The sequence below is a fragment of the Labrys sp. HAY1-8F genome (genome assembly GCF_056754975.1).
The window spans coordinates 2,397,942-2,419,658 of the sequence record NZ_JBPGWZ010000002.1; the positions used below are offsets into that span (position 1 = coordinate 2,397,942).

Annotated in this window: 22 protein-coding genes; 12 read left to right on the forward strand and 10 right to left on the reverse strand. The window is 64.6% G+C overall.

What is annotated here, in order from left to right; genetic code table 11:
• Window positions 1-383: 383 nt before the first annotated feature.
• Window positions 384-719, forward strand: coding sequence for a hypothetical protein (locus ACR9ZN_RS20180; RefSeq protein WP_454816106.1), 336 nt, complete (start codon window positions 384-386; stop codon window positions 717-719).
• Between the two features lie 46 nt (window positions 720-765).
• Here the strand turns inward: ACR9ZN_RS20180 and ACR9ZN_RS20185 are convergent, their stop codons facing one another.
• On the reverse strand, window positions 766-1,653 hold the full coding sequence (locus ACR9ZN_RS20185) for a LysR family transcriptional regulator (RefSeq protein ID WP_481273020.1): 888 nt from the start codon (window positions 1,651-1,653) through the stop codon (window positions 766-768).
• A gap of 92 nt (window positions 1,654-1,745) precedes the next feature.
• Here ACR9ZN_RS20185 and tmpA point away from each other — a divergent pair, with 92 nt between their 5' ends.
• Together tmpA and tmpB are read left to right on the forward strand one after the other, a co-directional pair.
• On the forward strand, window positions 1,746-2,903 hold the full coding sequence (gene tmpA / locus ACR9ZN_RS20190; RefSeq protein WP_481273021.1) for a 2-trimethylaminoethylphosphonate dioxygenase: 1,158 nt from the start codon (window positions 1,746-1,748) through the stop codon (window positions 2,901-2,903).
• Window positions 2,900-3,514, forward strand: coding sequence for a (R)-1-hydroxy-2-trimethylaminoethylphosphonate oxygenase (gene tmpB / locus ACR9ZN_RS20195; protein ID WP_481273022.1), 615 nt, complete (start codon window positions 2,900-2,902; stop codon window positions 3,512-3,514). Before tmpA ends, tmpB begins: the two co-directional genes overlap by 4 nt.
• Here the strand turns inward: tmpB and ACR9ZN_RS20200 are convergent.
• Both ACR9ZN_RS20200 and ACR9ZN_RS20205 read right to left on the reverse strand, forming a co-directional pair.
• Entirely contained in the window at window positions 3,487-4,257 is a 771-nt protein-coding gene (locus ACR9ZN_RS20200) for an N-formylglutamate amidohydrolase (RefSeq protein ID WP_454816114.1), read from the reverse strand. The genes tmpB and ACR9ZN_RS20200 overlap by 28 nt on opposite strands.
• 193 nt (window positions 4,258-4,450) lie before the next feature.
• Entirely contained in the window at window positions 4,451-5,314 is an 864-nt protein-coding gene (locus ACR9ZN_RS20205) for a MurR/RpiR family transcriptional regulator (protein WP_454816116.1), read from the reverse strand.
• 317 nt (window positions 5,315-5,631) lie between these two features.
• Between ACR9ZN_RS20205 and ACR9ZN_RS20210 the strand changes: the two genes are divergently transcribed.
• From ACR9ZN_RS20210 to ACR9ZN_RS20220, 3 genes are all read left to right on the forward strand, one after another.
• Window positions 5,632-7,077, forward strand: a complete 1,446-nt coding sequence (locus tag ACR9ZN_RS20210) for an APC family permease (RefSeq protein WP_454816118.1) — start codon at window positions 5,632-5,634, stop codon at window positions 7,075-7,077.
• A gap of 128 nt (window positions 7,078-7,205) precedes the next feature.
• Window positions 7,206-7,844 carry a cysteine hydrolase family protein gene (locus ACR9ZN_RS20215; RefSeq protein ID WP_454816120.1) on the forward strand — a complete coding sequence of 213 codons (639 nt, stop codon included), beginning with the start codon at window positions 7,206-7,208 and terminating at the stop codon, window positions 7,842-7,844.
• Entirely contained in the window at window positions 7,841-9,193 is a 1,353-nt protein-coding gene (locus tag ACR9ZN_RS20220; protein WP_454816122.1) for a type I glutamate--ammonia ligase, read from the forward strand. The genes ACR9ZN_RS20215 and ACR9ZN_RS20220 overlap by 4 nt, the downstream gene beginning before the upstream one ends.
• Before the next feature lie 20 nt (window positions 9,194-9,213).
• On the opposite strand, the gene ACR9ZN_RS20225 is transcribed toward ACR9ZN_RS20220, so the two are convergent.
• Window positions 9,214-9,567: a VOC family protein gene (locus ACR9ZN_RS20225; protein ID WP_454816124.1), complete on the reverse strand. Its 354-nt coding sequence runs from the start codon at window positions 9,565-9,567 to the stop codon at window positions 9,214-9,216.
• Window positions 9,568-9,701: 134 nt separating this feature from the next.
• Between ACR9ZN_RS20225 and ACR9ZN_RS20230 the strand changes: the two genes are divergently transcribed.
• The 5 genes from ACR9ZN_RS20230 (at window position 9,702) to ACR9ZN_RS20250 (ending at window position 12,939) form a co-directional block, all read left to right on the forward strand.
• Window positions 9,702-10,913, forward strand: a complete 1,212-nt coding sequence (locus ACR9ZN_RS20230) for a Tm-1-like ATP-binding domain-containing protein (protein ID WP_481273023.1) — start codon at window positions 9,702-9,704, stop codon at window positions 10,911-10,913.
• Window position 10,914: 1 nt separating this feature from the next.
• The gene (locus ACR9ZN_RS20235) at window positions 10,915-11,751 is read left to right on the forward strand and encodes a phosphoenolpyruvate hydrolase family protein (protein WP_454816128.1); all 837 of its coding nucleotides are present in this window, start codon (window positions 10,915-10,917) and stop codon (window positions 11,749-11,751) included.
• Between the two features lie 11 nt (window positions 11,752-11,762).
• Complete coding sequence (locus ACR9ZN_RS20240; protein WP_454816130.1) at window positions 11,763-12,200, forward strand: SRPBCC family protein; 438 nt, start codon at window positions 11,763-11,765, stop codon at window positions 12,198-12,200.
• A gap of 107 nt (window positions 12,201-12,307) precedes the next feature.
• Window positions 12,308-12,568, forward strand: coding sequence for a ribbon-helix-helix domain-containing protein (locus tag ACR9ZN_RS20245; RefSeq protein ID WP_454816132.1), 261 nt, complete (start codon window positions 12,308-12,310; stop codon window positions 12,566-12,568).
• Window positions 12,569-12,582: 14 nt separating this feature from the next.
• On the forward strand, window positions 12,583-12,939 hold the full coding sequence (locus tag ACR9ZN_RS20250) for a type II toxin-antitoxin system RelE/ParE family toxin (RefSeq protein WP_481273024.1): 357 nt from the start codon (window positions 12,583-12,585) through the stop codon (window positions 12,937-12,939).
• 123 nt (window positions 12,940-13,062) lie between these two features.
• On the opposite strand, the gene ACR9ZN_RS20255 is transcribed toward ACR9ZN_RS20250, so the two are convergent.
• The 3 genes from ACR9ZN_RS20255 to modB all read right to left on the reverse strand — a co-directional run bounded on the left by ACR9ZN_RS20255 (window position 13,063) and on the right by modB (window position 15,840).
• Window positions 13,063-14,697, reverse strand: a complete 1,635-nt coding sequence (locus ACR9ZN_RS20255; RefSeq protein ID WP_481273025.1) for an ABC transporter ATP-binding protein — start codon at window positions 14,695-14,697, stop codon at window positions 13,063-13,065.
• Between the two features lie 136 nt (window positions 14,698-14,833).
• Window positions 14,834-15,067, reverse strand: coding sequence for a DUF4287 domain-containing protein (locus tag ACR9ZN_RS20260; protein WP_434958244.1), 234 nt, complete (start codon window positions 15,065-15,067; stop codon window positions 14,834-14,836).
• Between the two features lie 74 nt (window positions 15,068-15,141).
• Window positions 15,142-15,840: a molybdate ABC transporter permease subunit gene (gene modB / locus ACR9ZN_RS20265; protein WP_434958245.1), complete on the reverse strand. Its 699-nt coding sequence runs from the start codon at window positions 15,838-15,840 to the stop codon at window positions 15,142-15,144.
• 260 nt (window positions 15,841-16,100) lie between these two features.
• Between modB and ACR9ZN_RS20270 the strand changes: the two genes are divergently transcribed.
• Window positions 16,101-16,460: a winged helix-turn-helix domain-containing protein gene (locus tag ACR9ZN_RS20270; RefSeq protein WP_441773246.1), complete on the forward strand. Its 360-nt coding sequence runs from the start codon at window positions 16,101-16,103 to the stop codon at window positions 16,458-16,460.
• A 32-nt stretch (window positions 16,461-16,492) separates the two neighbouring features.
• Here the strand turns inward: ACR9ZN_RS20270 and ACR9ZN_RS20275 are convergent, their stop codons facing one another.
• The 3 genes from ACR9ZN_RS20275 to ACR9ZN_RS20285 form a co-directional block, all read right to left on the reverse strand.
• Window positions 16,493-19,351 (reverse strand): M16 family metallopeptidase, encoded by a 2,859-nt coding sequence (locus ACR9ZN_RS20275; protein ID WP_481273026.1) that lies wholly within the window; start codon window positions 19,349-19,351, stop codon window positions 16,493-16,495.
• Window positions 19,352-19,556: 205 nt separating this feature from the next.
• Window positions 19,557-19,925, reverse strand: a complete 369-nt coding sequence (locus ACR9ZN_RS20280) for a hypothetical protein (RefSeq protein WP_454816140.1) — start codon at window positions 19,923-19,925, stop codon at window positions 19,557-19,559.
• A 270-nt stretch (window positions 19,926-20,195) separates the two neighbouring features.
• A complete protein-coding gene (locus ACR9ZN_RS20285) occupies window positions 20,196-21,560 on the reverse strand; it encodes a polyhydroxyalkanoate depolymerase (RefSeq protein WP_481273027.1) in 1,365 nt (454 codons plus the stop codon).
• Window positions 21,561-21,717: the final 157 nt, after the last annotated feature.

Genomic DNA, 21,717 nt, shown 5'->3' on the forward strand with positions numbered 1-21,717 from the left:
CGTCAGGCCGATGGTCGTAGCGTCATTGCCGCCACCGTCTCGACCGACATGCTGGCGAGGTCTGGAAACAAGGCCGTGATTCGGGTAGCAGGCCTCGCCGGGTCGTTTGGATACAACCACAGGTCGCAGATATCCTGGCAACCTAATACCGTTGACTATCATGGCAATGCAAATCTCGGCGCCTGGATAACTAACAAGTATTAAGTAGCGACTTTCATGCGCTAATCCGTCTGGTCAACTTCCAGAGGTAGGAAATTACGGAGTATGCTGCCGGACAGATAAATTCGAATCCTCTCTCAAGCTTACGGGGGAATACTATGCGTTTCCTGTTCCTTCCCCGAGTCACGAGAACACATTATCCGTTCCTCGAAGAATTATTGTCCTTGCATATACCTTATGCGGAGTGGCTGCGCCTGGTGGCTGACTGGCGGGAGGCAGGCAAGGCGCAAAGCTTTACCGTCCGCTACATGACGGTTAATCCCTATGACTTGCGCCGCTGGCTGCCGGCTGGCCCGGCACCCGCCACCCTCGCCCAATTGCTGCAATTCACCGACTGGGTCGGCAATGGCCGGTTAGGCGACCCCTTCGCTTCCGCAACGGTGCCCGGCAATCTGGACACGCGGCATCCCGACGGCACGCCTCGATCGGGCGGCACGCCCGGCCCTTCGTGGGAAGCTCGCGAGGAAAACCGGGACCTTCTGCGGGTCGCCATTCCCTGAGGCACTGCGCCGCTGCATGCAGGCCCAGGCCTTGAGCCAAGCTGGCTCAAGGCCTGGGCCTTGCCTCGTCCAGAATCCAGTCCAGCACGGCCTGCTCATGCGGTGCAAGCGCCCGGCCGGCCGGGCTGGTGATGAAATGGCCGCGCTCGCCGGCGAGTTCGAGGTCCGACAGCGGCAGGAGCCGGCCTTCCGCAAGAGCCGTATCCGCCAGTGGCCGCGAGGCCAGCACCACGCCGGCACCGGCCTTGGCCGCCTCCAGCGCCACCACGAAACTGTCGAAGACCAGCGCCGGCCGGCCCGAGGCCGCGATGCCGGCCCGCGCGAACCAGTCAGGCCACATTTCGCGCCCGCCGGCAACCGAGAGCAGAGGCAGCCGCGTCCAGTCCCCGGGGTCGGTCAGCCCAGCCAGCAGCATAGGTGCCGCCGCCGGCACCAGGCGTTCCCAAATCAGGCGATGGCTGTCACGCCCCTCGAACGCGCCGATGCCGAAGCGGATGTCGAAGCCTTCGCGGTCATCCGCATAGTCGGCGGGGACATGCACGGTCGATAGGGCCAGGCGGATCTGCGGAAAGGCAGCGGCAAAGGCCGGAATGCGCGGCGCCAGCCAAAGCAGGGCAAAGGAGATCGGGCAGCGCAGGCCGACACTCTGCCCGGCTCGCCGCCCGAACAATTCGGTGGTGCTGCGGGCCAGCGAGCGAAAGACACCCTGGATATGGGGCAGGTAGGCACCGGCCTCCGCCGTCAGTTCCACGCCCCGCCGCTGGCGGATGAACAGTGCGGCGCCGAGTTCGGCCTCCAGATTGCGGATATGCTGGCTGACGGCGGCCTGGGTCAGGCCGAGCTCCTCGCCGGCCGCCGTGAAATTGAGATGGCGGGCGCAAGCCTCGAAGGTGCGCAGCCAGACGAGCGGCGGAAGACGAGACGATTCTGCCATAATTGAAACGATGTCAACTGCACAGTTTTCATTGTTTGTACGATGGCAGAGGCTTTCGCACAATAGCCGCCATCGAGACGGGAGACCATGCGATGAAGGCGGAAACACTTGAGATCCTGGATGCGGGCCGTGCCCTGCGCGTCAATTGGGGCAATGGCGAAAGCCACCGCTTCCACGCGATCTGGCTGCGCGACAATGCCCTAGATCCGCGCACCCGCAGCAGTACCAATGGCCAGCGCCTGATCACGGTGCTCGACATTCCGGCTGATACCGTGATCGCTTCCGCCGTGCTTACCGCACAGGGCGATGTCAGCATCACCTTCGCGCCTGAGCAGCACGAGGTCGTCTTTCCGGGCAATTGGCTTCACGAACGCCGCTACGACAAGCCGACGCCCGAAGCACCGGGCTGGCTCGGCCCGCGAATCGAGCCCTGGGACGCCACTCTGCAAGGCCGGGTTCCGACCGCCTCCTATGACTGCCTGCGCCAGGACCGCGCTGCGCTCGGCACCTGGCTCGGCGCCGTCGAGCGCCATGGCTTTGCCGTGGTCACGGGCATGCCCACCGATTCGGGCAGGCTGTGCGAGGTCGCCGAACTGTTCGGCTATGTGCGCGAGACCAATTACGGCCGCTTGTTCGAGGTGCGCGCCGAGGTCAATCCCACCAATCTCGCCTATACCAATCTCGGTCTGCAGGCCCATACCGACAATCCCTATCGCGATCCCGTGCCGACGCTGCAATTGCTGGCCTGCCTGGAGAACTCAGTCGAGGGTGGCGATTCCATCGTGGTCGACGGCTTTGCCGCTGCCAGGCGCCTGCAGGCCGGAGACCCGAAAGCCTTCGATCTCCTTAGCCGCCATGCGGTGCGCTTCGAATATGTCGGTTCGTCCGGGGTGTGCCTGCGCTCCAAGCGCCCCTTCATCGAACTCGGGCCGGATGGCGAGATGATCGCCATCCGGTTCAACAACCGCTCGGCAGCCGCCTTCACCGACGTGCCCTATGCGGAGATGGCCGCCTTCTATGCTGCCTATCGACGTTTTGCCGAAATCCTGGAGGATCCCGCCATGGAAGTGAGCTTCAAGCTCAAGCCTGGCGAGCTCTTCATCGTCGACAACACCCGGGTCATGCATGCGCGCAAAGCCTTTTCGGGCAGCGGCAAACGCTGGCTCCAGGGCTGCTATGCCGACAAGGACGGCCTGCTTTCCACCCTTGCGGCCATTCGGGCCGAAACCCGCCTGGAGGCCGCCGAATGACCACGCCGGTTCTCGACACCACCACCATCGTGCCCTTCCTCGCCGGCATCTTCGAACGGCGCGGTGCCGAGGAATATCTCGGCGAGCCCGTGACCATGGCCGAGCACATGCTGCAAGGCGCCTGGTTCGCCGAACAGGATGGCGCCAGTGACGAGTTGGTCGCCGCCGCTTTGCTGCACGATGTCGGCCATTTCACCAGCGAGTTCGGCGCCTACTCCCCCGACGACACCGAGGACAAGCATCACGACGATGCTGGCGCCGAGGTGCTGGCACCATTCTTCCCGCCAGTGATCACCGAATGCGTGCGGCTGCATGTGGCGGCCAAGCGCTATCTGTGCGCAACCGATCCGAGCTACGACGCCAAGCTCTCTCCCGCCTCGCGCCATACGCTGTCGCTGCAGGGCGGCCCGATGAACAAGGCGGAGATTGCGCAATTCCGTTCCAGCCCCTTCTACAAGGAGGCCGTGCGCGTCAGATTGTGGGACGAGGCCGGCAAGGTCGCCGGCCTCAAGACCCGCAGCTTCGGTGATTACGCCCCGCTACTGCAGCGCGTTGTCGATCGTTTTCTGGTGGATGGCGCCGCTCAGGCCAACAGGGCGCCCTCCAGGTAACCGGCCCAGCGCGCGGCCCCGTCGGGCGTGGCGATCAGGTCGTTCCGGATCTCGATCAGGATGGCCGGATTGCCGCGCTGGTCGCCATGAACAGGAATGGCATAGTCATTGGCATCGATGACGTAGGGCACATTGGCCTCGACCAGCAGTGCAGGGTTGCGGCCTCTCAGAGCCTCGATCACCGTTCGGCCCATCGAGGCCGCCTGCGCGAAAAGCACCCCGGCATGCCAGGGGCGCTGTTTGCCATGGAAGACCGGGGTATAGGAATGGATCGCCACGATCACGCTACCTTCCCCGCGCGCTTTCCTGGCATCGAGAAAGCGCGCCACGCCCTGATGGAAGGGATGGAACATCACGGCCTCGCGCCGTTTCCGCTCGGCGGGGCCGAGGCCGAGATTACCGGGGACCTTCGTCGCCTCCGAGACGGCCGGAATGCTGCTCGGTGCACCGAGCGGGCGATTGAGATCGATCAGCAGGCGCGAGTAGCCGGCCAGGAAGGCCGGCGCGTCGAGTAGGCGCGAAAGATGGCGGGTGACCTCGGCCGCGCCGACATCCCAGGCGATATGCCGGCTCAAATCCGCCGCCCCCAGACCCAGCCCTTCATATTCGGCCGGCATGTGATTGGAGGCGTGCTCGCAGATCAGCACGATCGGCGAACGTCCGCCCTCGTTCATGATTTCGAGGGCAGGCGGCCAGTCGGCTTGGTCGAGCGTGGGCGCTTGCTGCATGCGGGAATTCGGCATTCGAAGGTCCTGGACGTGATTGCGGTCGGTTAGGCGTTGTCCGGAAATAATTGCAGCGCCACCTTTGTCATGCCCAGGCTTGAGCCGGGCATCAGAAGCCCCGTCTTCAACGTCTGGAGAACTGGATTGCCGGGCCAAGCTCGGCAATGACAAGGGTCGAGCCAATTCGATTCGTTTATTGATGGATGAATCCTTAGGGCGCCTTTTCGCTGACGGTGACGCCAATGGTGCCGCGAATGTCCTCGAGCGCCTGGATCCGCCGCTTGGCGGCGTCGCCGCTACGCATGACGGCATGCAGGGACAACGCTTCGAGCTGGGCGAGGGCCGGCGCCAGCGTGTCATAGGGGGAGTTCACTTCGCTCGGCACGATGAAGACCACCTCGGCCTTTTCCGCGATCGGAGACAGCCATGGGTCGGTGAACAGGATCAGCTTGACGCCGCGCTCCGCTGCCTGCGCGGCAAAGCGGACGATATCGGTCTGGTAGCGGCGATAATCGAAGACGATCAGCACGTCGCGGTTGCCGAGTTCGAGCAGCAGGTCGAAGCTCTCGGCCGAAAAGCGGGCGAGATCCGTCACCTGTGCCCGGAACTGGCCGAGATAGCCGGCCAGGATGCCGGCGAGATGCCGGCTGAAGCGGCCGCCGAGCAGGAGCACGCGCCCTTTCGCCGCCATGATGAGATCCACGGCCCGATCGTAATTCTGGGCGGGCACCGCCGTTTCGGTCTCGGCGACGCGATGGGCCACCGATTGAAGATAGGTCTGAACCGTGGTGGGGCCGTCACCGGCCGTCCGCTTGGTCTCGAACATCAGCAAGGGTGACTGCAGCCTCGCCTCGATTTCGGTGATGAGCATGGCCTGCAGCTCGGCAAAGCTCTCGAATCCCAGCTTTGCGGCCAGCCGCGCCACGGTCGGATCGCTGACCCCGGCACGCTTGGCGAGGTTCGATGCGGTCCCCAGGCCGGATGTCGGATAATCGGACAGCAGGGCCTGCACGATCTTCCCCTCGGCTGGCGTGAGGTTCAGTCCGCTCTGCGTCAGCAGGTCCTTCAAAGGCATGATCGGCGATCCCTACTAATGTTAGGATTTTGACATGAATACCAATCAATCGTCAAATATGAAAAAATATTGACACACTTTGCCGTGGATGCTTTGTTCCCGATCAGCAAACAGCTCGTGAGAAAAAAGCAAGCGATCGGGGAATTTCGGTCACAGCTCCGCCGTCGCCGCACACCACGAATTCTGTCCGCACAATGCGCTCGGTCTCGGCAGTCGTACCGGGCGCAAACAATGACGGCTGTCGTCCATCCGGGAACATCACGGTCTTGCCGCCTGCCATGTCGCAGTGCCGCGAGTCCTTGAATCTGTGGGGTAGCATGAGCGGGAATGACGGGAAGACATCGCGCAAGCTGAAACTGTGGGAAGCCCTCGCGCTGTCCCTGGGATTGATGGGACCGACCCTTGCGATGGGCGGCAATGGGCAGGGGCTGATCGACTCCGTCGGCAAGGCCATCCCTCTCGTCTTCGTCTTCGGCCTGGTCGGCGTGGCGCTGATCGCCTACGGCTTCATCCGGTTGACCCGATACTACAACCATGCCGGCAGCGCCTATGCGCTGGTCGGCGCGACAGTCGGCCCCCGCGCCGGCTTCTTTGCCGGTTTCGCCCTGCTCGGCACCTATGTCTTCTTCTCGATCTGCACGCTGGCCGCGCTGGGCGCTTTCGCGAACGCCCTGCTGGCAGCCATGCAACACGGCGCCGACAAGCCCTACCAGCTGCCCTGGATCGTGCCGGCCCTCGCCGGAGCGCTGCTTTCCGTCTATTTCAGCACGCGCGACACCCGGACCATCTCCAAGGTCCTGCTGCTGGTCGAGGGGATCGGCATCGTCTTCATGATCATCCTCACCGCGACGATCTTCGCCAAGGGCGGCGCGCCGACGACCCATGTCGACTTCTCCAGCTTCAGCCTGGACGGCGTCGGCTTCCAGGCCGTCGCCGCCGCCGTGGTGGCGGCCTTCCTGTCCTGGGCCGGCTTCGAGGGCTGCGCGACGCTGGGCGAGGAGACCGACGATCCCAAGCGCAACATCCCGCTGGCGCTGCTGGGCTCGGTCGTGTTGACCGGCGCCCTCTTCGTCATCGTGATGTTCGCCCAGACCATCGGCTTCGGCACGGACGCGGCGGGCCTGGCGGCCTTCAAGGGCGCCGGCAACACACTCGGGGCCCTGGCCGAGACTTATCTCGGCCGGCCGGTGGCGCTGATCCTGATCTTCTCGGCCGTCCTCGCCGCCTTCGGTTCACATCTGTCCTCCGTCGCCACCGCCAGCCGACTGCTGTTCGCCCTGTCCCGGGACGGCTTCGGCCCCCGCGTCCTGGGCACGCTCGACAGCCGGCACGGCCAGCCGCGCAATGCCGTGTGGGTCGTGCTGGCGGTGACCGCCATCGTCGACCTCATCGCCTCTCTCACCGGCCGCCCGAATATCGGCACGGGGGACCTGGCCATCGATGCCTATTTCCATTTCGCCATCATCGGCTCGGTCTGCCTGATGGTCGTCTATCTGATGGTCGAGGTCGGCGTCTCCAGGCTGATCCTCAGCGGGCAGGTCGCCATCCCCAAATGGGAACTCGTCGTTCCCGTCCTGGGCATGGCCGTGATCGTGACCGCGCTCTATTTCAATCTCGTCGGCCCGTTCGATCCCTTCGCGGCGCCGGTTCTGGCGCTCGCCTGGTGCGCGCTCGGATTGCTGGTCACGCTCTGCGCGCCAAGCATGGTGCGCAGCATCGGCAGCCGCCTCGCCGGCGAACTGGGAGCCCCCAGCAAGAGCTGACACCGCCGAGAGTAAAGCTTGTCTTTGCGGATCTTGATGATACCGCAAAGTCGCAAAACGCCCTACCGGAGCGCGTCAGCGCGCCCCGGCTTCCGCTACAAAGCCAAGCCGATTGAGAGGAGCCACCCATGCCGACGTCCGCCAGCCGGGATTCCGCCTTCCTTCCGGGCAGGACATCGATCTTGTTCGTCGATATGCAGAAGATCTGGACCGTTCCGGGCCGCGATCCCGCCCATCCCGACGCCGATCCGAACAGCTATTTCTACAAGCGCAACCGTGAACGCGTCGTGCCCAACCAGCAGCGCCTGCTCGCCGCCGCCCGTGCGGGAGGCGCCAATGTGCTGCACACCATCATCCGCAGCCTGACTAAGGACGGCCGTGATCGTTCGCTGGACCACAAGCTGACGCCGATCCACATCGCGGTCGACGATCCCAATGGCGACGTCATCGACGAACTGCAACCCATCGACAACGAGATCGTCCTGCCAAAATCCTCCTCGGGCGTCTTCAACTCCACCAATATCGACTACGTCCTGAGGAATCTCGATACGTGCAATCTGGTGATCGCCGGCCAGCTCACCGACCAATGCGTCGACATGGCCGTGCGCGACGGCGCCGACAGGGGCTATCTCGTCACGCTGGCGCAGGATGCCTGCAGCACCTATTCGGAGGAAAGGCACCGGGCCGCCCTCTCGGCCATGGGCGGTTATTGCTGGGTCAGCGATACCGACGAAGTGGTCAGGCGCCTGAACGGATTGTCGGCATGAGCCAGAACGAGAGCATGGGTCGGGATGCAAGCAGGCTCGGCGACGAACTCGTCGGCTTCCTCACCACCGACATGATCGGCCTGACGCGCGGGCGCTGGATCCCGGCTGGGGCTGAAGAAGCCGCCTTGCGCAAGGGTTGCGGCTGGGTGCCGGCGAACCTCGCACTGACGCCGTTCGACACCATCCCGGCGGACAATCCCTGGGGATCGGCTGGCGATCTGCGCCTGACGCCGGACGAGGCCAGCCGATTCCGGGTCTTGGGCCTGCCGGGCAAGACGCCTCTCAACGGCGTCCTGTGCGATATCACCGCGCTCGACGGCACGCCCTGGCATGGCTGCGGGCGTTCCTTCCTGAAGGCCGCCCTTGCCGATTTCGAGGCGGAAACCGGCCTCAGGGTCACGGCCGCCTTCGAAATGGAGTTCCAGATCGAGGGTGCGGCCTGGGAGCACGCGCCCTCCTTCTCGCTTGCCTCGATGCGCCGGGCCGATCCCTTCGGCCCCCTGCTGATGGCAGCCCTGCGCGAAGCCGGCGTGGAGCCTGAAATGGTGCTTGCCGAATATGGCCGGGACCAGTTCGAAATCGTCTGCGGCCCGGCCGATGCCGTCGCCGCCGCCGATCGGGCCGTGGTGATCCGGGAAGTCACGCGCGAGGTCGCCCGCTGCTGCGGGCTGCGCTCGACTTTCGTGCCGAAATCCACACCGGACGGGGTCGGCAACGGCCTCCACATCCATTTCTCCTTCCGGACCGGGGACGGGGCACCCGCGAGTTTCGATCCGGCGAGGCCGGGACGCGTGTCGGAAACCACCGGCCAGTTCGTCGCAGGGCTGATCCGGCACATGCGCGCCTTGGTGGCGCTGACCGCCCCGAGCGTGGTGTCCTACTTCCGCCTGCGCCCCCATCACTGGAGCGCCGCTTACACGGCTTTCGGTGCCCTCAACCGTGAGGCCTCCGTACGCGTCTGCCCGACACCGGAAACGCCCGGCGCCAACATCGCCAAGGCCTTCAATCTCGAATATCGCGCGGCCGACAACACGGCCAGCCCCTATTGGGCCCTCGGCGTGATGATCCGCGCCGGGCTGGCGGGCATCCGGGAAGGGCTGGCGCAGCCGCCGCTGATCGCCAACGATCCCGATACGTTGCCGCCCCCCGAACGCGAACGCCTCGGCCTGCGCCGCCTTCCCGAGACGCTGCCCGAAGCCCTTGATGCCTTCGCGCGCGATTCGATCGTGCGAGATTGGTTCCATCCCGAGGTCGTCGAGGGCTTCCTGGCGATGAAGCGCAGCGAGATCGAGACGACTTCCTCCTGGTCCGATGCCGAAATCTGCCGGCGCTACGCGCAGGTCTATTGAGGCTCAAACGGTGCCTTTGCTCACCCGGTATGTGAGAGGATGTTGACGAGCCGCCCGAGTGGATCGCGGACGAAGAAACGGCGGACGCCCCAGGGCTCGTCGGCGGGGCCATAGGTGATCGCGTAGCCGGCGGCACGGGCACGGGCATGGACCTCGTCGACATCGTCAACCTCGATCGAGAGATCCGGCACCGGCGTGCCGTTGCCTCCCTCGCTGGCAAGGCTGAGCTGGGGCGTCTGGCTGCCCTGGCCGGCATAGGTGACGATCCAGCCATGATCCATCACCACTTCGAGGCCGAGCAGGTCCTGATAGAAGGCGCGACCCGCCTGCGGATCGGCGGCGGTGAGATTGGCGATGATGCGCAGCACGGCCATGGCACCCTCCCTCGGCGGCGGCTTGAAGCGTTTTGCTCTGGTGGAGACAACTTGCCGCAAGGCTCGTCTTAACGCCCCAGCTGCGTCTGTGCTAGCGTCCCGCCACAATGATAAGACAATTGGGAGTGGGAGCGATGGCCGGGTCGAGCGTCTATGTGGCTGGTACCTTCGACACCAAGGGAACCGAGCTCAATTTCGTGGCTGACCTCATCCGCGCCCATGGGCTCGACGTCATCAGGGTCGACCTTTCCACCAGCGGAACGGCCAGCGAGGTCGAGGTCTCGCCCGCCAGCGTCGCGGCCAGCCATCCCGGCGGGGCCAAGGCGGTGTTCACCGGCGATCGCGGTTCGGCCGTCAGCGCCATGGCGCTCGCCTTCGCTCGCTTCATCGCCGGGCGGGACGACGTCGCCGGCCTGATCGGCCTCGGCGGCTCGGGCGGCACCGCCCTGGTGGCCCCCGCCATGCGCGAATTGCCGGTCGGCACGCCCAAGCTGATGGTTTCCACCGTCGCCTCGGGCAATGTCGCCGCCTATGTCGGCCCGAGCGACATCACCATGATGCATTCGGTGACCGACGTGGCCGGGCTCAACCGCATCTCGCGGGTGGTGATGACCAATGCCGCCAATGCCATTGCCGGCATGGCGCGGGGCCGGGCCGAGGCGGTCGCGGAGGCCGCCGACAAGCCGGCCATCGGCCTCACCATGTTCGGGGTGACGACGCCCTGCGTGAACCAACTCGTGGCCGCTCTTTCCGCCGACTATGACTGCCTCGTCTTCCACGCCACCGGCACGGGCGGCCAGTCGATGGAGAAGCTGGTCGATTCCGGCCTGATCGCCGGCGTGCTCGACGTCACCACCACCGAGGTCTGCGACCTCCTGTTCGGCGGCGTGCTGGCGGCGACCGAGGACCGCTTCGGCGCCATCGCCCGCACGAAAGTGCCCTATGTCGGCTCCTGCGGCGCGCTCGACATGGTCAATTTCGGCGCGCTCGACAGCGTGCCGGAGCGCTATCGCGGCCGCAATCTCTATGTCCACAACCCGCAGGTGACGCTGATGCGCACCACGGCGGCGGAGAATGCCGAAATGGGCCGCTGGATCGGCGAAAAGCTCAACCTATGCGAGGGCGAGGTGCGCTTCCTCATCCCCGAGGGTGGGGTTTCCCTGCTCGATGCGCCCGACATGCCCTTCCATGATCCCGAGGCCGATGCGGCCCTGTTCGCGGCGCTGGAAGCGACAGTGATCCAGACGCCGCGGCGCCAGCTCATCCGCGTACCGGCCGGGGTGAACGATCCCGCCTTCGCGCAGGCGCTCACGGCGAATTTCAAGAGCATTATTGGAGAGCATTGATATGGCGCACAGTGAGCGCGAGAGGATCCTGGCAAGGTTTCGCGGCATGATCGCCGAGGGACGGCCGATCATCGGCGGCGGCGCCGGCACCGGCCTCTCGGCCAAATGCGAGGAAGCCGGCGGTATCGACCTGATCGTGATCTACAATTCCGGCCGCTATCGCATGGCCGGCCGCGGCTCGCTGGCAGGGCTGCTCGCCTATGGCAACGCCAACGAGATCGTGGTCGACATGGCGCGCGAAGTGCTGCCGGTGGTCAAGCACACGCCGGTGCTTGCCGGCGTCAACGGCACCGATCCCTTCTGCCAGTTCGGTCCCTTCCTCGACCAGCTCAAGGCGATGGGATTCGCAGGCATCCAGAATTTCCCGACCGTCGGGCTGATCGACGGCAAGTTCAGGGCCAATCTGGAGGAGACCGGCATGGGCTATGCCCTGGAGGTCGACCTCATCCGCCTGGCGCGCGAGAAGGACCTCCTCACCACGCCCTATGTCTTCAATGCGGACGATGCCCGCGCCATGGCCGAGGCGGGGGCCGACATCATCGTCGCCCATATGGGCCTGACCACGGGCGGCTCGATCGGCGCCGACACCGCGCTCACCCTGGAAGGCTGCGTCGGCGAGATCAACGCCATCGCCGCCGCGGCGCGCGAGGCCTCGCCCGATATCATCGTGCTCTGCCATGGCGGGCCGATCGCCGAGCCGGAGGACGCCCGTTTCATCCTGGCAAACTGCCCAGGTTGCCACGGCTTCTACGGCGCCTCCAGCATGGAACGCCTGCCGGTGGAAAAGGCGCTGGTCGCCCAGACCCAGGCCTTCAAGAACCTCAACATCAACAAATAGGGAGAGCCCCCATGGCCAAGGCCTATGCGAGCGCCGTGATCGATGCGCCGATCGAAACGGTGTGGACGATCGTGCGCGACTTCAATGCGCTGCCGGACTGGCACCCGGCCATCGCCAAGAGCGAGATCGAGGATGGTCGCAGTGCCGATGCCGTCGGCTCCATCCGCTCCTTCCATCTCGCGGACGGCGCCCATGTGCGCGAGCGCTTGCTGGCGCTCGACGATGCCGGGCACACGCTCAGCTACAATTTCGTCAAGCCGGCCTTTCCGGTCGAAAATTATGTGGCTGTTATCCGCCTCATCCCCATCACGGACGGCAATCGCACCTTCGCTGAATGGAGCGCCAGCTTCGACGAGGCGCCCGCCGACGCCGGCAAATATGTCGAGATCGTTTCCAAGCACGTCTTCGCCGCTGGCTGGACGGCATTGCAGGCGAAGTTGAGGGGGTAACGGCGGCTTCCCCGATCGGGACAGTTTGATTGAGCTGGTTCCGTGTCGCAAATATTGACAATATTGGCGACACGTTCCATGTTTCAGCACAATCAAGGAATTGGCTCATGGCCGCTGACAACAGCATTCACGTCCGCGTGGGCGGGCGGTTGCAGACGCATCTCCAGCAGCAGATTGGCGAGAACGGCCTTTACGAGAACGCCAGCGAATATATCCGCGCCCTCATCCGCCGTGATCTACACAGCCGCGACGAAGCCTGGGACTGGCTCAAGAAGCAGTTGGAACCAGGATTGCGAGCCGCCGAAGACGAATTCGTGGCGGTGTCGGCCGAGGATGTCATTCGGCGCAACCAGCGCCGTAGGCGTTAATCCCGTCATCGACAATGGCAGGCTTCCTATTCTACCCGACGGCGGATGCCGCACAGGACCGTATCTGGGATGATACGATCGAGAAGTGGGGCGAAGACCAGGCGATTAGTTACATCCGCGACTTGCACGAACACTTGCAGAAGCTTTCCGAAAGACCCGCTCTCTGGCGTAGCCTGCCAGGTAATCTTGCCGTTCCGACCGATCTTGAGCTCGAAGTCTATTTCAGCCACTACCAACGCCATTATGTGTTCTTTCGCAAACTGTCCGGCGGCCGAATCGGCGTGCTCAGTCTGCTGCATGACCGCATGGATGTACCGGTTCGCCTGAACGAAGATCTTCAGGCGTTCGCATCCCGCTCGGACGATTCCTGAAGCTCGTTTCTCCTGGAGCAAGACGCGTTCAAGTATGAACGCTTATTTTCTCTAACTCCTTGCTTCGACGCGTCTTTGCGATTCGAGGTGATTCCGCCCAATCGCAAAACGCTTTGTCTGCGGTTACTGCCCCACCACGTCCTCTGGCGCGGCCGCCATGGCAAAGGCGGCGGCAAGCAAAGCCTTGGTATAGTCCTCCCGCGGGCGCTCGAAGATCTGGCTGGCCGGACCGTGCTCGATGATCTTGCCGCCCTGCATCACCATCACCTCGTTGGCCAGCGCCCGCACCACCTTCAGATCGTGGCTGATGAAGAGATAGGCCAGCTTGTGGCGCTGCTGCAGCTCGCGCAGGAGGTCGACGATCTGGGCCTGGACCGACATGTCGAGGGCCGAGGTCGGCTCGTCCAGCACCAGGAATTTCGGCTGCAACACCATGGCGCGCGCAATGGCGATGCGCTGGCGCTGCCCACCCGAGAATTCGTGCGGATAGCGGTCCATCGCCTTGGGTTCGAGGCCGACATCGGCAAGCGCCCGGGCGACCGCCGCCCGTCGTCCGGCGGCGTCGAGCCCCCCGCCCAGCACCTGCAACCCCTCTTCGACGATCTCGCCCACCGACAGGCGTGGCGAGAGCGAACCATAGGGATCCTGGAAGACGATCTGCATCTGCTTGCGCAATGGCATCATCGCCCGCCGGTCGAGGCCCTGGATCGGCTTGCCCAGATAGGCGATCGGCCCCGTCGAGGAGATCAGTCGCAACAAAGCGAGGCCGAGCGTGGTCTTGCCCGAGCCGGATTCGCCGACGACGCCGAGGGTCTGGCCTTCCTTCACGGCGAGGCTGACACCGTCGACCGCCTTGACGTGGCCGACCGTACTGCGCATCAGCCCGGCCCGGATCGGGAACCAGACCTTGAGATCGTCGGCCGAGACGATGGTGCGGGCCTGCGCATCGAAAGGCGTCGCCCTGCCCTTGGGCTCGGCCGCCAGCAGCCGCCTGGTATAGTCGCTGGTGGGGTTGGCGAAGACTTGCCCCGTCGGGCCGGCATCGACGATCCGTCCCTTCAGCATCACGCAGACCCGGTCGGCCAGCTTGCGCACGATCGACAGGTCATGGGTGATGAACAGCATGGCCATGCCGGTCCTCAACTGCATCTCCTTCAGGAGAGCGAGGATCTGGGCCTGGACGGTGACGTCGAGCGCCGTGGTCGGCTCGTCGGCGATCAAGAGGTCCGGGTCGTTGGCGAGCGCCATGGCGATCATCACGCGCTGGCGCTGGCCGCCGGAAAGCTGATGGGGATAGGCGTCGAGGCGTTTTTCCGGATCGCGGATGCCGACCTGGGTCAAGAGTTCCAGCGAACGGGCGCGCGCCGCCCGCTTCGACAGGCCGCGATGCACGCTGAGGATCTCGCCGACCTGCCGCTCGATGGTGTGGAGCGGGTTGAGCGAAGTCATCGGCTCCTGGAACACCATGGTGATGTCGGCCCCACGCACGCGCTGCAGGGTCTTTTCCGGCGCGCCCAGGAGATTCTCACCGCGAAACAGCACTTCGCCCGAGGGGTGGGAAGCGGCGGGATAATTGAGAAGCTGCACGATCGACAGGGCCGTGACCGATTTGCCCGAGCCCGATTCCCCCACCAGCGCCAGGGTCTCGCCCTTGTCGAGACTGAAGGAAACCTTGTCGACCGCCAGTTCCGGCTGCCCCTCCGTCCGGAAAGCCACGGAGAGGTCGCGAACCTGAAGGAGCGGTGCAGAAGAAGCCATGGCCAAGGCCTAGCGCAGAATCAGGGCGGATTGAATCGGATTTTGTTCCCGGCTGCGCTCGCATACTGCCCTCGTGCAAATGCAGCGCGCGGGAGACGGCAAGAGCGGACGGGACGTTCGCCCTTCCCCCGGGAAATCAGCCCCCCTTGCCATCCTTGGCGAGGGCGTAGGCCACCAGGGCATTGGCGTGGCCATGGCCAAGCTTGAATTCGTCCTTCAGCCAGCCGACGATTTCCATATGCTTGGAGCCGCGCTTGCCCTCGATCAGCGCCAGCCAATGCGCGATCGGCTGGCCATATTTCTTCTCGATGGAGGGAAAATAGGAGGCCGGTCCTTTGACCGGCTGCCGGTCGGGCGTTTCAAGGCTCATAGTCGGTCTCCACGAATCGACGGGCGTTCAGAAGTGATATGCCCTGCTCCACATTGCAAGACAGGCCCCGATCATCAGCTCTGGCCGGCTTGTCCGAGCCTGGAGCGGGCACGCCGGGCCATCGCCTCGGAGATGATCAGCGCACCGAAGGCGAGCACCACCGAGACCAGGGTCAGGCGGATCACGGTATTGTCGCCATTGGGATCCTGCAGCGCCGTATAGATCGCCGCCGACAGGGTCTGCGTTTCGCCGGGTATGTTGGAGACGAAGGTGATGGTGGCGCCGAACTCGCCCAGGGCCTTGGCGAAGGCCAGTACCATACCGGCGATGATACCGGGAATGGCGAGAGGCAGCGTTACCGTGAGGAAGGAAAAGAAGGGATTGGCGCCGAGCGTGCCGGCCGCCGATTCGAGCCTGGGATCCACCGCCTCGACGGCGAGACGGATGGCGCGCACCATCAGGGGAAAGCCCATCACGGCGCAGGCGATGGCCGCGCCGGTCCAGCGGAAGGCGAAGACAATGCCGAGCTTCGACGCGAGGAAAGAGCCGATCAGGCCGTTGCGCCCAAGCAAAATCAGAAGGACATAGCCGGTGACCACCGGCGGCAGCACCAGCGGCAGATGGACAAGAGCGTCGAACAGCGCCTTGCCGGGAAAGGCCCGGCGAGCGAGGACCCAGGCGGCGGCGACCGCAAAGGGCACCGAAATCAGCGTGGCCAAGCCGGCAATCTCGAGGCTGAGCCACAGGGCCGTCCATTCTTCAGGCGAAAGCACGCCCCCATTCCTCCGCCTAAAGCATTTTTTGAGAAAATGCGTCGAAACAAAGAGTTAGGGTGAAAGCGCGACTTTGATGAATCGCACTTTCACTCTATGGCACGCGGCCCATCGACATCAGGCCAACCGATGTCAGACCTTGGGCTCGCGCCCGAATACGCTATATTCTCCTGAATAGGGCGGTTCGCCCGTAATCGCAATGACACCTGCTTGAGAGCCAAGCGCGCTTTGCTCCCGCCCTGTGCTTGAGGAGACCGATCATGTCCGGCCCACCCGCGATCCGCCTCAAGATCAGCTTCGGCGAGGACGCCCGGCTCGGCCCGGGCAAGATGGACCTGCTGGAGGCGGTGAAGCGGGCCGGCTCGATCTCGGCGGCGGGCCGCGAACTCGGCATGTCCTATCGCCGGGCCTGGCTGCTGCTCGATGCGGTCAACACCATGTTCGGCCAGCCCGCCATCGAGACCTCGGCCGGCGGCAGCCATGGCGGCGGCGCCCGCCTCACCGCCTTCGGCGAAAACCTGCTCGCCGCCTACCGCTCGGTGGAGACCGAGACCGCCAGGCTGGCCGAACAGGCCTTCGCCGATCTGGTGCCGGCAATCAGGGCGCAGGCGCGGGCCTGACCGGCAAGAGGCTAGTTCTCCGCCCCCGCGTCTCAGCGCGCCGCGGCGGCTCCGGCCGGCAGCACCGTCAGCTTCCAGACATTGCCGGGCTTGAAATAGGTCTGGGCGAAAGCGCGGATATCGGCCGGGCCGACCTTGTCGTAACCGTCCCGGCCGGCGCGGATCAGCTCGAGGCGCCGCGGATCGGTCTGGCTGCCGCTCACCTTGCCGAGCCAATAGTCGTTTTCCTGCTGCCGGCGCCTGATCGTCTCGATCTTGGGCGCACGGGCACGAGCAAGTTCGTCGGGCGAGACGTCCTTCTCGATGAGATCAGCCGCGATCTTGTCCACCAGGGCATAGAAGGAGGCGACCTTGGCCGGCGTGGTCTCGACCATGGCATAGACATAGCCGAAGCCCGGCAGGGAAGAGGACAGATCGACCGAGCCCTGGGGAGAATAGGTCGCCCCTTCGGCAATGCGGAACTCGTCGATCAGGCGATTGACCAGGATCGAGCTGGCAAGGTCGGCCGTGAAGCTGCGCGGAATGTCCGACAGCATATCGCCCACCGGCATGGCGACCAGGACGGCGGCATTGTCCGGGCGCCCGGAATGGCTCTGCACGACCGGCTCGGCCTTGATGGCCGGAAAGGCCGCAGCAGCGTCGGCGGCCGGCGTCTGCGGCACCGGGCGGGGCGGCAGGGTACCGAAGGTCGCGGCGACCTGACGGGTGGCCTCATCCACGCCGACATCACCGACAATGGTGATGTCGAGAGCGCCCTCAGCGAAGACCGGCGCGAACAGGGCCTGAAAATCGCCGGCCTTGGCCGCCAGCAATTGCGGGCGGTCCGGGAAGGTCCAGCGCGGATCGCCGGAGTGGATCAGCCCTTGGAAGTCCCGGCTGACCACCACGCCGGCCGTCGCCTCATATTGCGGCAGATTGGCGAGATAGAGCTGCCGGATACGCTCGAAGACCTCCGGCCGCCAGGCGGGATCGGAGGCATAGGCGGCGAAGATCTGCAATTGGGTGGCAAGATCGGCCGGACGCGTCGTGCCCTCGAACTTGAAGGCACGGTCCTCCAGGGAGAAGCCGACGCTGGCGATCTTCGACGCCAGCACCTTCTGCATATCGTCATAGTCGATCGCCTTCAGGCCCGAGAGCTCAACCGCCTGGGCGGTCCAGGTCGGGATCGGGCGGTCATGCGGCAGATCGAGCCGGCCCCGGCCGATATCGACGCGGACCTGGATCTCGTCGGCCCTGAACTTCGTGGGCTTGACGGTGAGGCGCACGCCATTGGCAAAGCGCACCATGGTCAGGCCGAGATCCTCCACGGCACGGCGCTCGGTGACGTCGCCCGGCGTGCCGAATTTGGTGTAGGGCCAGACCACCTCGGCGGCATCGGCCGGCGCGGTCACGGGAACGGACTGCGAGCGTGCATAAGCCTTCTCGATCGCGGCCGGCTCCGGCGGCTCGGCGCCCTGCAGCACAAGGCGCGGACCGCTGCCGGAGAGCACCGCCTGAACAGCCTTGTCGACCTCGGCGGCCGTCAATCCCCTCACCATGCGCTCGAAAAGAACGAGATCGTCGGCCGGCGAGGTGAAGACCTTGCTCTCGTCGACGCTGCTGGCGAGCATCGCGGCGAGATCCGGGCTGGTGCGCGTCGCCGCACCATCGGTCAATGATTGCAGGGCGGAACGATATTCCGCCACCTCGCGGTCGACCTCGGCCTGGCTTGTGCCGAACTGCACGAGACGGCGCTGTTCCTGATCGAGCGCGGCCAGGCCCTTGTCCCAGGCCCCGGTTTCGACATCGGCGGACAACAGGCCGGCGCGGGCCGATTCGTAGAGATCCTGCAGGCCGACATCAGCCGCGATGAAGGGCGCATTGGCCTTGCGCGACAGGGCCTGGAGACGGCGCTTGAGCACCGACAGGCCAACATATTCGATCGCGCTCTGGCGCCGCTTGGCATAGCTGTCCGGCGCGGCGTCGAAGGGGCGGATCCAGGCCAGGTAGATCTTGGTGTTCGCGCCCGGAACCTTGACGACGTCGGCACCGACGCCGCGCTTGAGAGGCTGGCCGAGGTCGGGCTCGGCCACGGCCGGGCCGACGGGCTTCCAGTCCTCGAAGCGCCGGCGGATCTCCGCCTCCATGGCGGCGGGGTCGATGTCGCCGACCACGAGCAAAGTGGCACGGTCCGGACGGTAATTGGCCTGGTAATAGGCGCGCAGCCGCTCGATGGGGGCGGTGCGGATGATCTCGGTCTTGCCGATTGGCGCGCGCTCCGGCACGCGCTGTCCGGCGAGGAGGACGTTGAACAGGCCCATGATGCTGCGATAGCCTGGCGTGTCGCGCAGGCGCTCCTCGGAAAGGACGACGCCGCGTTCGCGATCGAGGGCGGAGGCGCTGAGCGTGAGTTCGCTCGCCGTCTCGCGCATCAGCATCAGGCCGGTAGAGACAGTATCGGCATCGACCTCCGGCAGGTCGAGCGCATAGGTTGTCTCGTCATAGCTGGTATGGGCGTTGGTGTCGGCTCCGAAGGCCAGCCCCTTGCGCTGCAGGATGCGCACCATCTCCCCTTCCGGCACCCGGGTCGAGCCCTTGAAGGCCATGTGCTCCAGCATATGGGCGAGACCCCGCTGGTCGTCGGCCTCCTGCAGCGAGCCGGATCCGATACGCAACCGGATGGCGGCCTGCCCCGCCGGCGTGGTGTTGCGCATCACCGCAAAGCGCATGCCGTTGCCGAGCACACCGAAGCGGATGCCGGCTTCGGGCTTCAGGTCGCTATCGGCCTGAGGCCAAACAGCGATCTTGGCTGCAGTCTCGGCTCGGACGGGAAAGGGGGCGACGGACAGGCAAAGCAGGGCCGCCGCGATCAGGTGGCGGGCGGGCCGGAGGCGCAAGATGGAATGGGGCAAGCAGGATCTCTATGGGGGAGGAACAGATTTCGCCCGCGCACCATAGAGCAAAACGCGTTTAGACGGAAACGCTTGTTTGCTCTAACTCCTTGTTTCGACGCGTCTTTGCGATTCTAGGCGTAACCGCCAAATCGCAAAACGCTCTAGCGTCATTCCCCAAGGTTGCGGCAACCCGGCGGGTCGGCGCGATAGCCAGCTGCCAGCCTCACCATCGGCCACGGGAATATTTCATCAGGCAGACATGCTTGGCGTATTTGCTGGGCGCGATGACGACTGGCGGCGTGCTGCCGTAGGCCTTCCCCGTTTCGATGTCCGGATCGTCCTTATAGAAGCCGCTCTTATAGCTCGTGGTGCAATCACCGAATTTGTTGCAAACCTCGAGCTTGGTACAGATGATCGCCTCGCTCTGCTCGTAAATGTAATAGGTCGCCTCGGAATAGGGCGGGCGCGGATAATTTTCGGTGCGGATGGTTACCTGCCCCGCGTCCCTGCCGAAATCCTGTGCGGCGGCGGCCGGAATGCCGACAGCAAGGCAAGACGAGACCATCAAAACAAAGCCCGTCAGATTGCGCATGGACCACCCGCCTCCCTTTTTGATCCTTCCAGCCCTATGGCCTTGGCGGACAGCCGTCAACGGACTGGTACACCGGCACGAAGCCCCAGAGGTGGGAAAGCGAAGACGATGCTCGAACACGTTCCGGGCAAGCGCAAAAACAGGTGTTCATAGGCACCAGCCCTGTGGACGGAATTCCGGATACCTTACCCTCCCCTGGAGGGGTGGGTAAGGTCAGCGCCTGTGCACGAGGACGTTCGCACTCGCTGGCAATCTTGTGCGGTGATGCGATCAGACCGAGACCGGCCTCACCGGGCCCTTGCCGCGCTTGGAATCCAGCGGAATCGGATCGTTGGCACCGCCCGGGCTCGGCTTGTGCGGCGCCAGATTGGAGCGGATGAAGTCGGAAATGCGCGGAGCGATCTCGGAGCGGAAGCGCGAGCCGTTGAAGACGCCATAGTGCCCGACGTTCATCTGGGTGTAGTGGGCGCGCTTGTCGGCCGGCAGGTTCACGCACAGGCCATGCGCCGCATGGGTCTGGCCGTGGCCAGTGATGTCGTCGTTCTCACCCTCGATGGTGAAGAGCGCTGTGTTGCGGATGGCGCCCGGATCCACCGGCTTGCCGCGATGGGTCATCTCGCCCTTGGCCAGGGCATATTTGATGAACACGGTATCGACCGTCTGCAGATAGAACTCCGCCGTCAGGTCCATCACCGAGAGATATTCGTCATAGAATTCGCGATGCTTCTGGGCGCTGTCGCCGTCGCCGCGCACCAGGTCGAAATAGAGCGTCTTGTGGGCGTCGAAATGGCGGCTGAGATTCATGGTCATGAAGCCGGTCAGCTGCAGGAAGCCGGGATAGACGTCGCGCATGAAGCCGGCATTGGGGAACGGCACCTTGGTGATGACGTTCGAACGGAACCAATCGACGCCCTTCTCCACGGCGACGTCGTTGACCTTGGTCGGCGAGAGGCGGGTGTCGATCGGGCCGCCCATCAGCGTCATGGTCAGCGGCGCATAGGGGTCGTTCTCCGCTTCCATGCGGGAAACGGCGGCCATCACCGGTACCGAAGGCTGGCAGACGCCGATCACATGGGTGTCGGGGCCGAGCACATGCAGCATCGAGATGACATAGTCGATATAATCGTCGAGATCGAAACGCCCCTCCGACACCGGCACCAGCCGGGCATCGATCCAATCGGTGATGTAGACCTCGTGATTGGGCAGGAAGGCCTCGACCGTGCCGCGCAGCAGCGTGGCGTAATGGCCCGACATCGGCGCCACGATCAGGAGCTTGGGATCCGGACGGCGATTGCCGCGGATGGCGCGGGAAAAACGCAGGAGATTGCAGAAGGGCCGCCGCCAGACGACTTCCTCATGCACGGCCACGCGCTCGCCGCCCACCAGCACGTCCTTGATGTCGAAGGCCGGCTTGCCGTAGCGGCGCGTCACGCGCTCGAAGACCTCGCAGGCTGCCGCAACCGACTTGCCCCAGGTGGTCATAGAAAAAGGATTGCCCGGATTTTCAAAAAACGCCCGGGTCGCGTCGGAAAAAGCTCTAGTCGGGCCCAGCGCCGCATGCGTCGCTTCGTAGATGGTGTAGACGGGCGCGGAAATCGCGCCCAACCCCATCATGCCCCTAAGTTCTTCAAACATAGCACCACCAAACTACAGGATTGCAGGTCCGTCGCCGAATGCTCGTCACGGATTTGTCATAGCAGCATTATTGCGACGCAACAAATATTCCGGAGTGTAAAAGCGATATCGTCAACAATCTGATACCGGCAGCGATCAGGAAGCCTATGCTGCTTCG

Coding starts and splice junctions, on each gene's coding strand:
- ACR9ZN_RS20225 (WP_454816124.1), bottom strand. CDS start 9,567: ATGGCCGTGCTGCGCATCATCGCCAATCTCACCGCCGCCGATCCGCAG.
- ACR9ZN_RS20255 (WP_481273025.1), bottom strand. CDS start 14,697: ATGGCTTCTTCTGCACCGCTCCTTCAGGTTCGCGACCTCTCCGTGGCT.
- ACR9ZN_RS20240 (WP_454816130.1), top strand. CDS start 11,763: ATGGCCAAGGCCTATGCGAGCGCCGTGATCGATGCGCCGATCGAAACG.
- ACR9ZN_RS20200 (WP_454816114.1), bottom strand. CDS start 4,257: ATGCCGAATTCCCGCATGCAGCAAGCGCCCACGCTCGACCAAGCCGAC.
- ACR9ZN_RS20285 (WP_481273027.1), bottom strand. CDS start 21,560: ATGTTTGAAGAACTTAGGGGCATGATGGGGTTGGGCGCGATTTCCGCG.
- ACR9ZN_RS20270 (WP_441773246.1), top strand. CDS start 16,101: ATGTCCGGCCCACCCGCGATCCGCCTCAAGATCAGCTTCGGCGAGGAC.
- ACR9ZN_RS20185 (WP_481273020.1), bottom strand. CDS start 1,653: ATGGCAGAATCGTCTCGTCTTCCGCCGCTCGTCTGGCTGCGCACCTTC.
- ACR9ZN_RS20210 (WP_454816118.1), top strand. CDS start 5,632: ATGAGCGGGAATGACGGGAAGACATCGCGCAAGCTGAAACTGTGGGAA.
- ACR9ZN_RS20235 (WP_454816128.1), top strand. CDS start 10,915: ATGGCGCACAGTGAGCGCGAGAGGATCCTGGCAAGGTTTCGCGGCATG.
- tmpA (WP_481273021.1), top strand. CDS start 1,746: ATGAAGGCGGAAACACTTGAGATCCTGGATGCGGGCCGTGCCCTGCGC.
- ACR9ZN_RS20230 (WP_481273023.1), top strand. CDS start 9,702: ATGGCCGGGTCGAGCGTCTATGTGGCTGGTACCTTCGACACCAAGGGA.
- ACR9ZN_RS20245 (WP_454816132.1), top strand. CDS start 12,308: ATGGCCGCTGACAACAGCATTCACGTCCGCGTGGGCGGGCGGTTGCAG.
- ACR9ZN_RS20250 (WP_481273024.1), top strand. CDS start 12,583: ATGGCAGGCTTCCTATTCTACCCGACGGCGGATGCCGCACAGGACCGT.
- ACR9ZN_RS20280 (WP_454816140.1), bottom strand. CDS start 19,925: ATGCGCAATCTGACGGGCTTTGTTTTGATGGTCTCGTCTTGCCTTGCT.
- tmpB (WP_481273022.1), top strand. CDS start 2,900: ATGACCACGCCGGTTCTCGACACCACCACCATCGTGCCCTTCCTCGCC.
- ACR9ZN_RS20220 (WP_454816122.1), top strand. CDS start 7,841: ATGAGCCAGAACGAGAGCATGGGTCGGGATGCAAGCAGGCTCGGCGAC.
- ACR9ZN_RS20215 (WP_454816120.1), top strand. CDS start 7,206: ATGCCGACGTCCGCCAGCCGGGATTCCGCCTTCCTTCCGGGCAGGACA.
- ACR9ZN_RS20260 (WP_434958244.1), bottom strand. CDS start 15,067: ATGAGCCTTGAAACGCCCGACCGGCAGCCGGTCAAAGGACCGGCCTCC.
- ACR9ZN_RS20205 (WP_454816116.1), bottom strand. CDS start 5,314: ATGCCTTTGAAGGACCTGCTGACGCAGAGCGGACTGAACCTCACGCCA.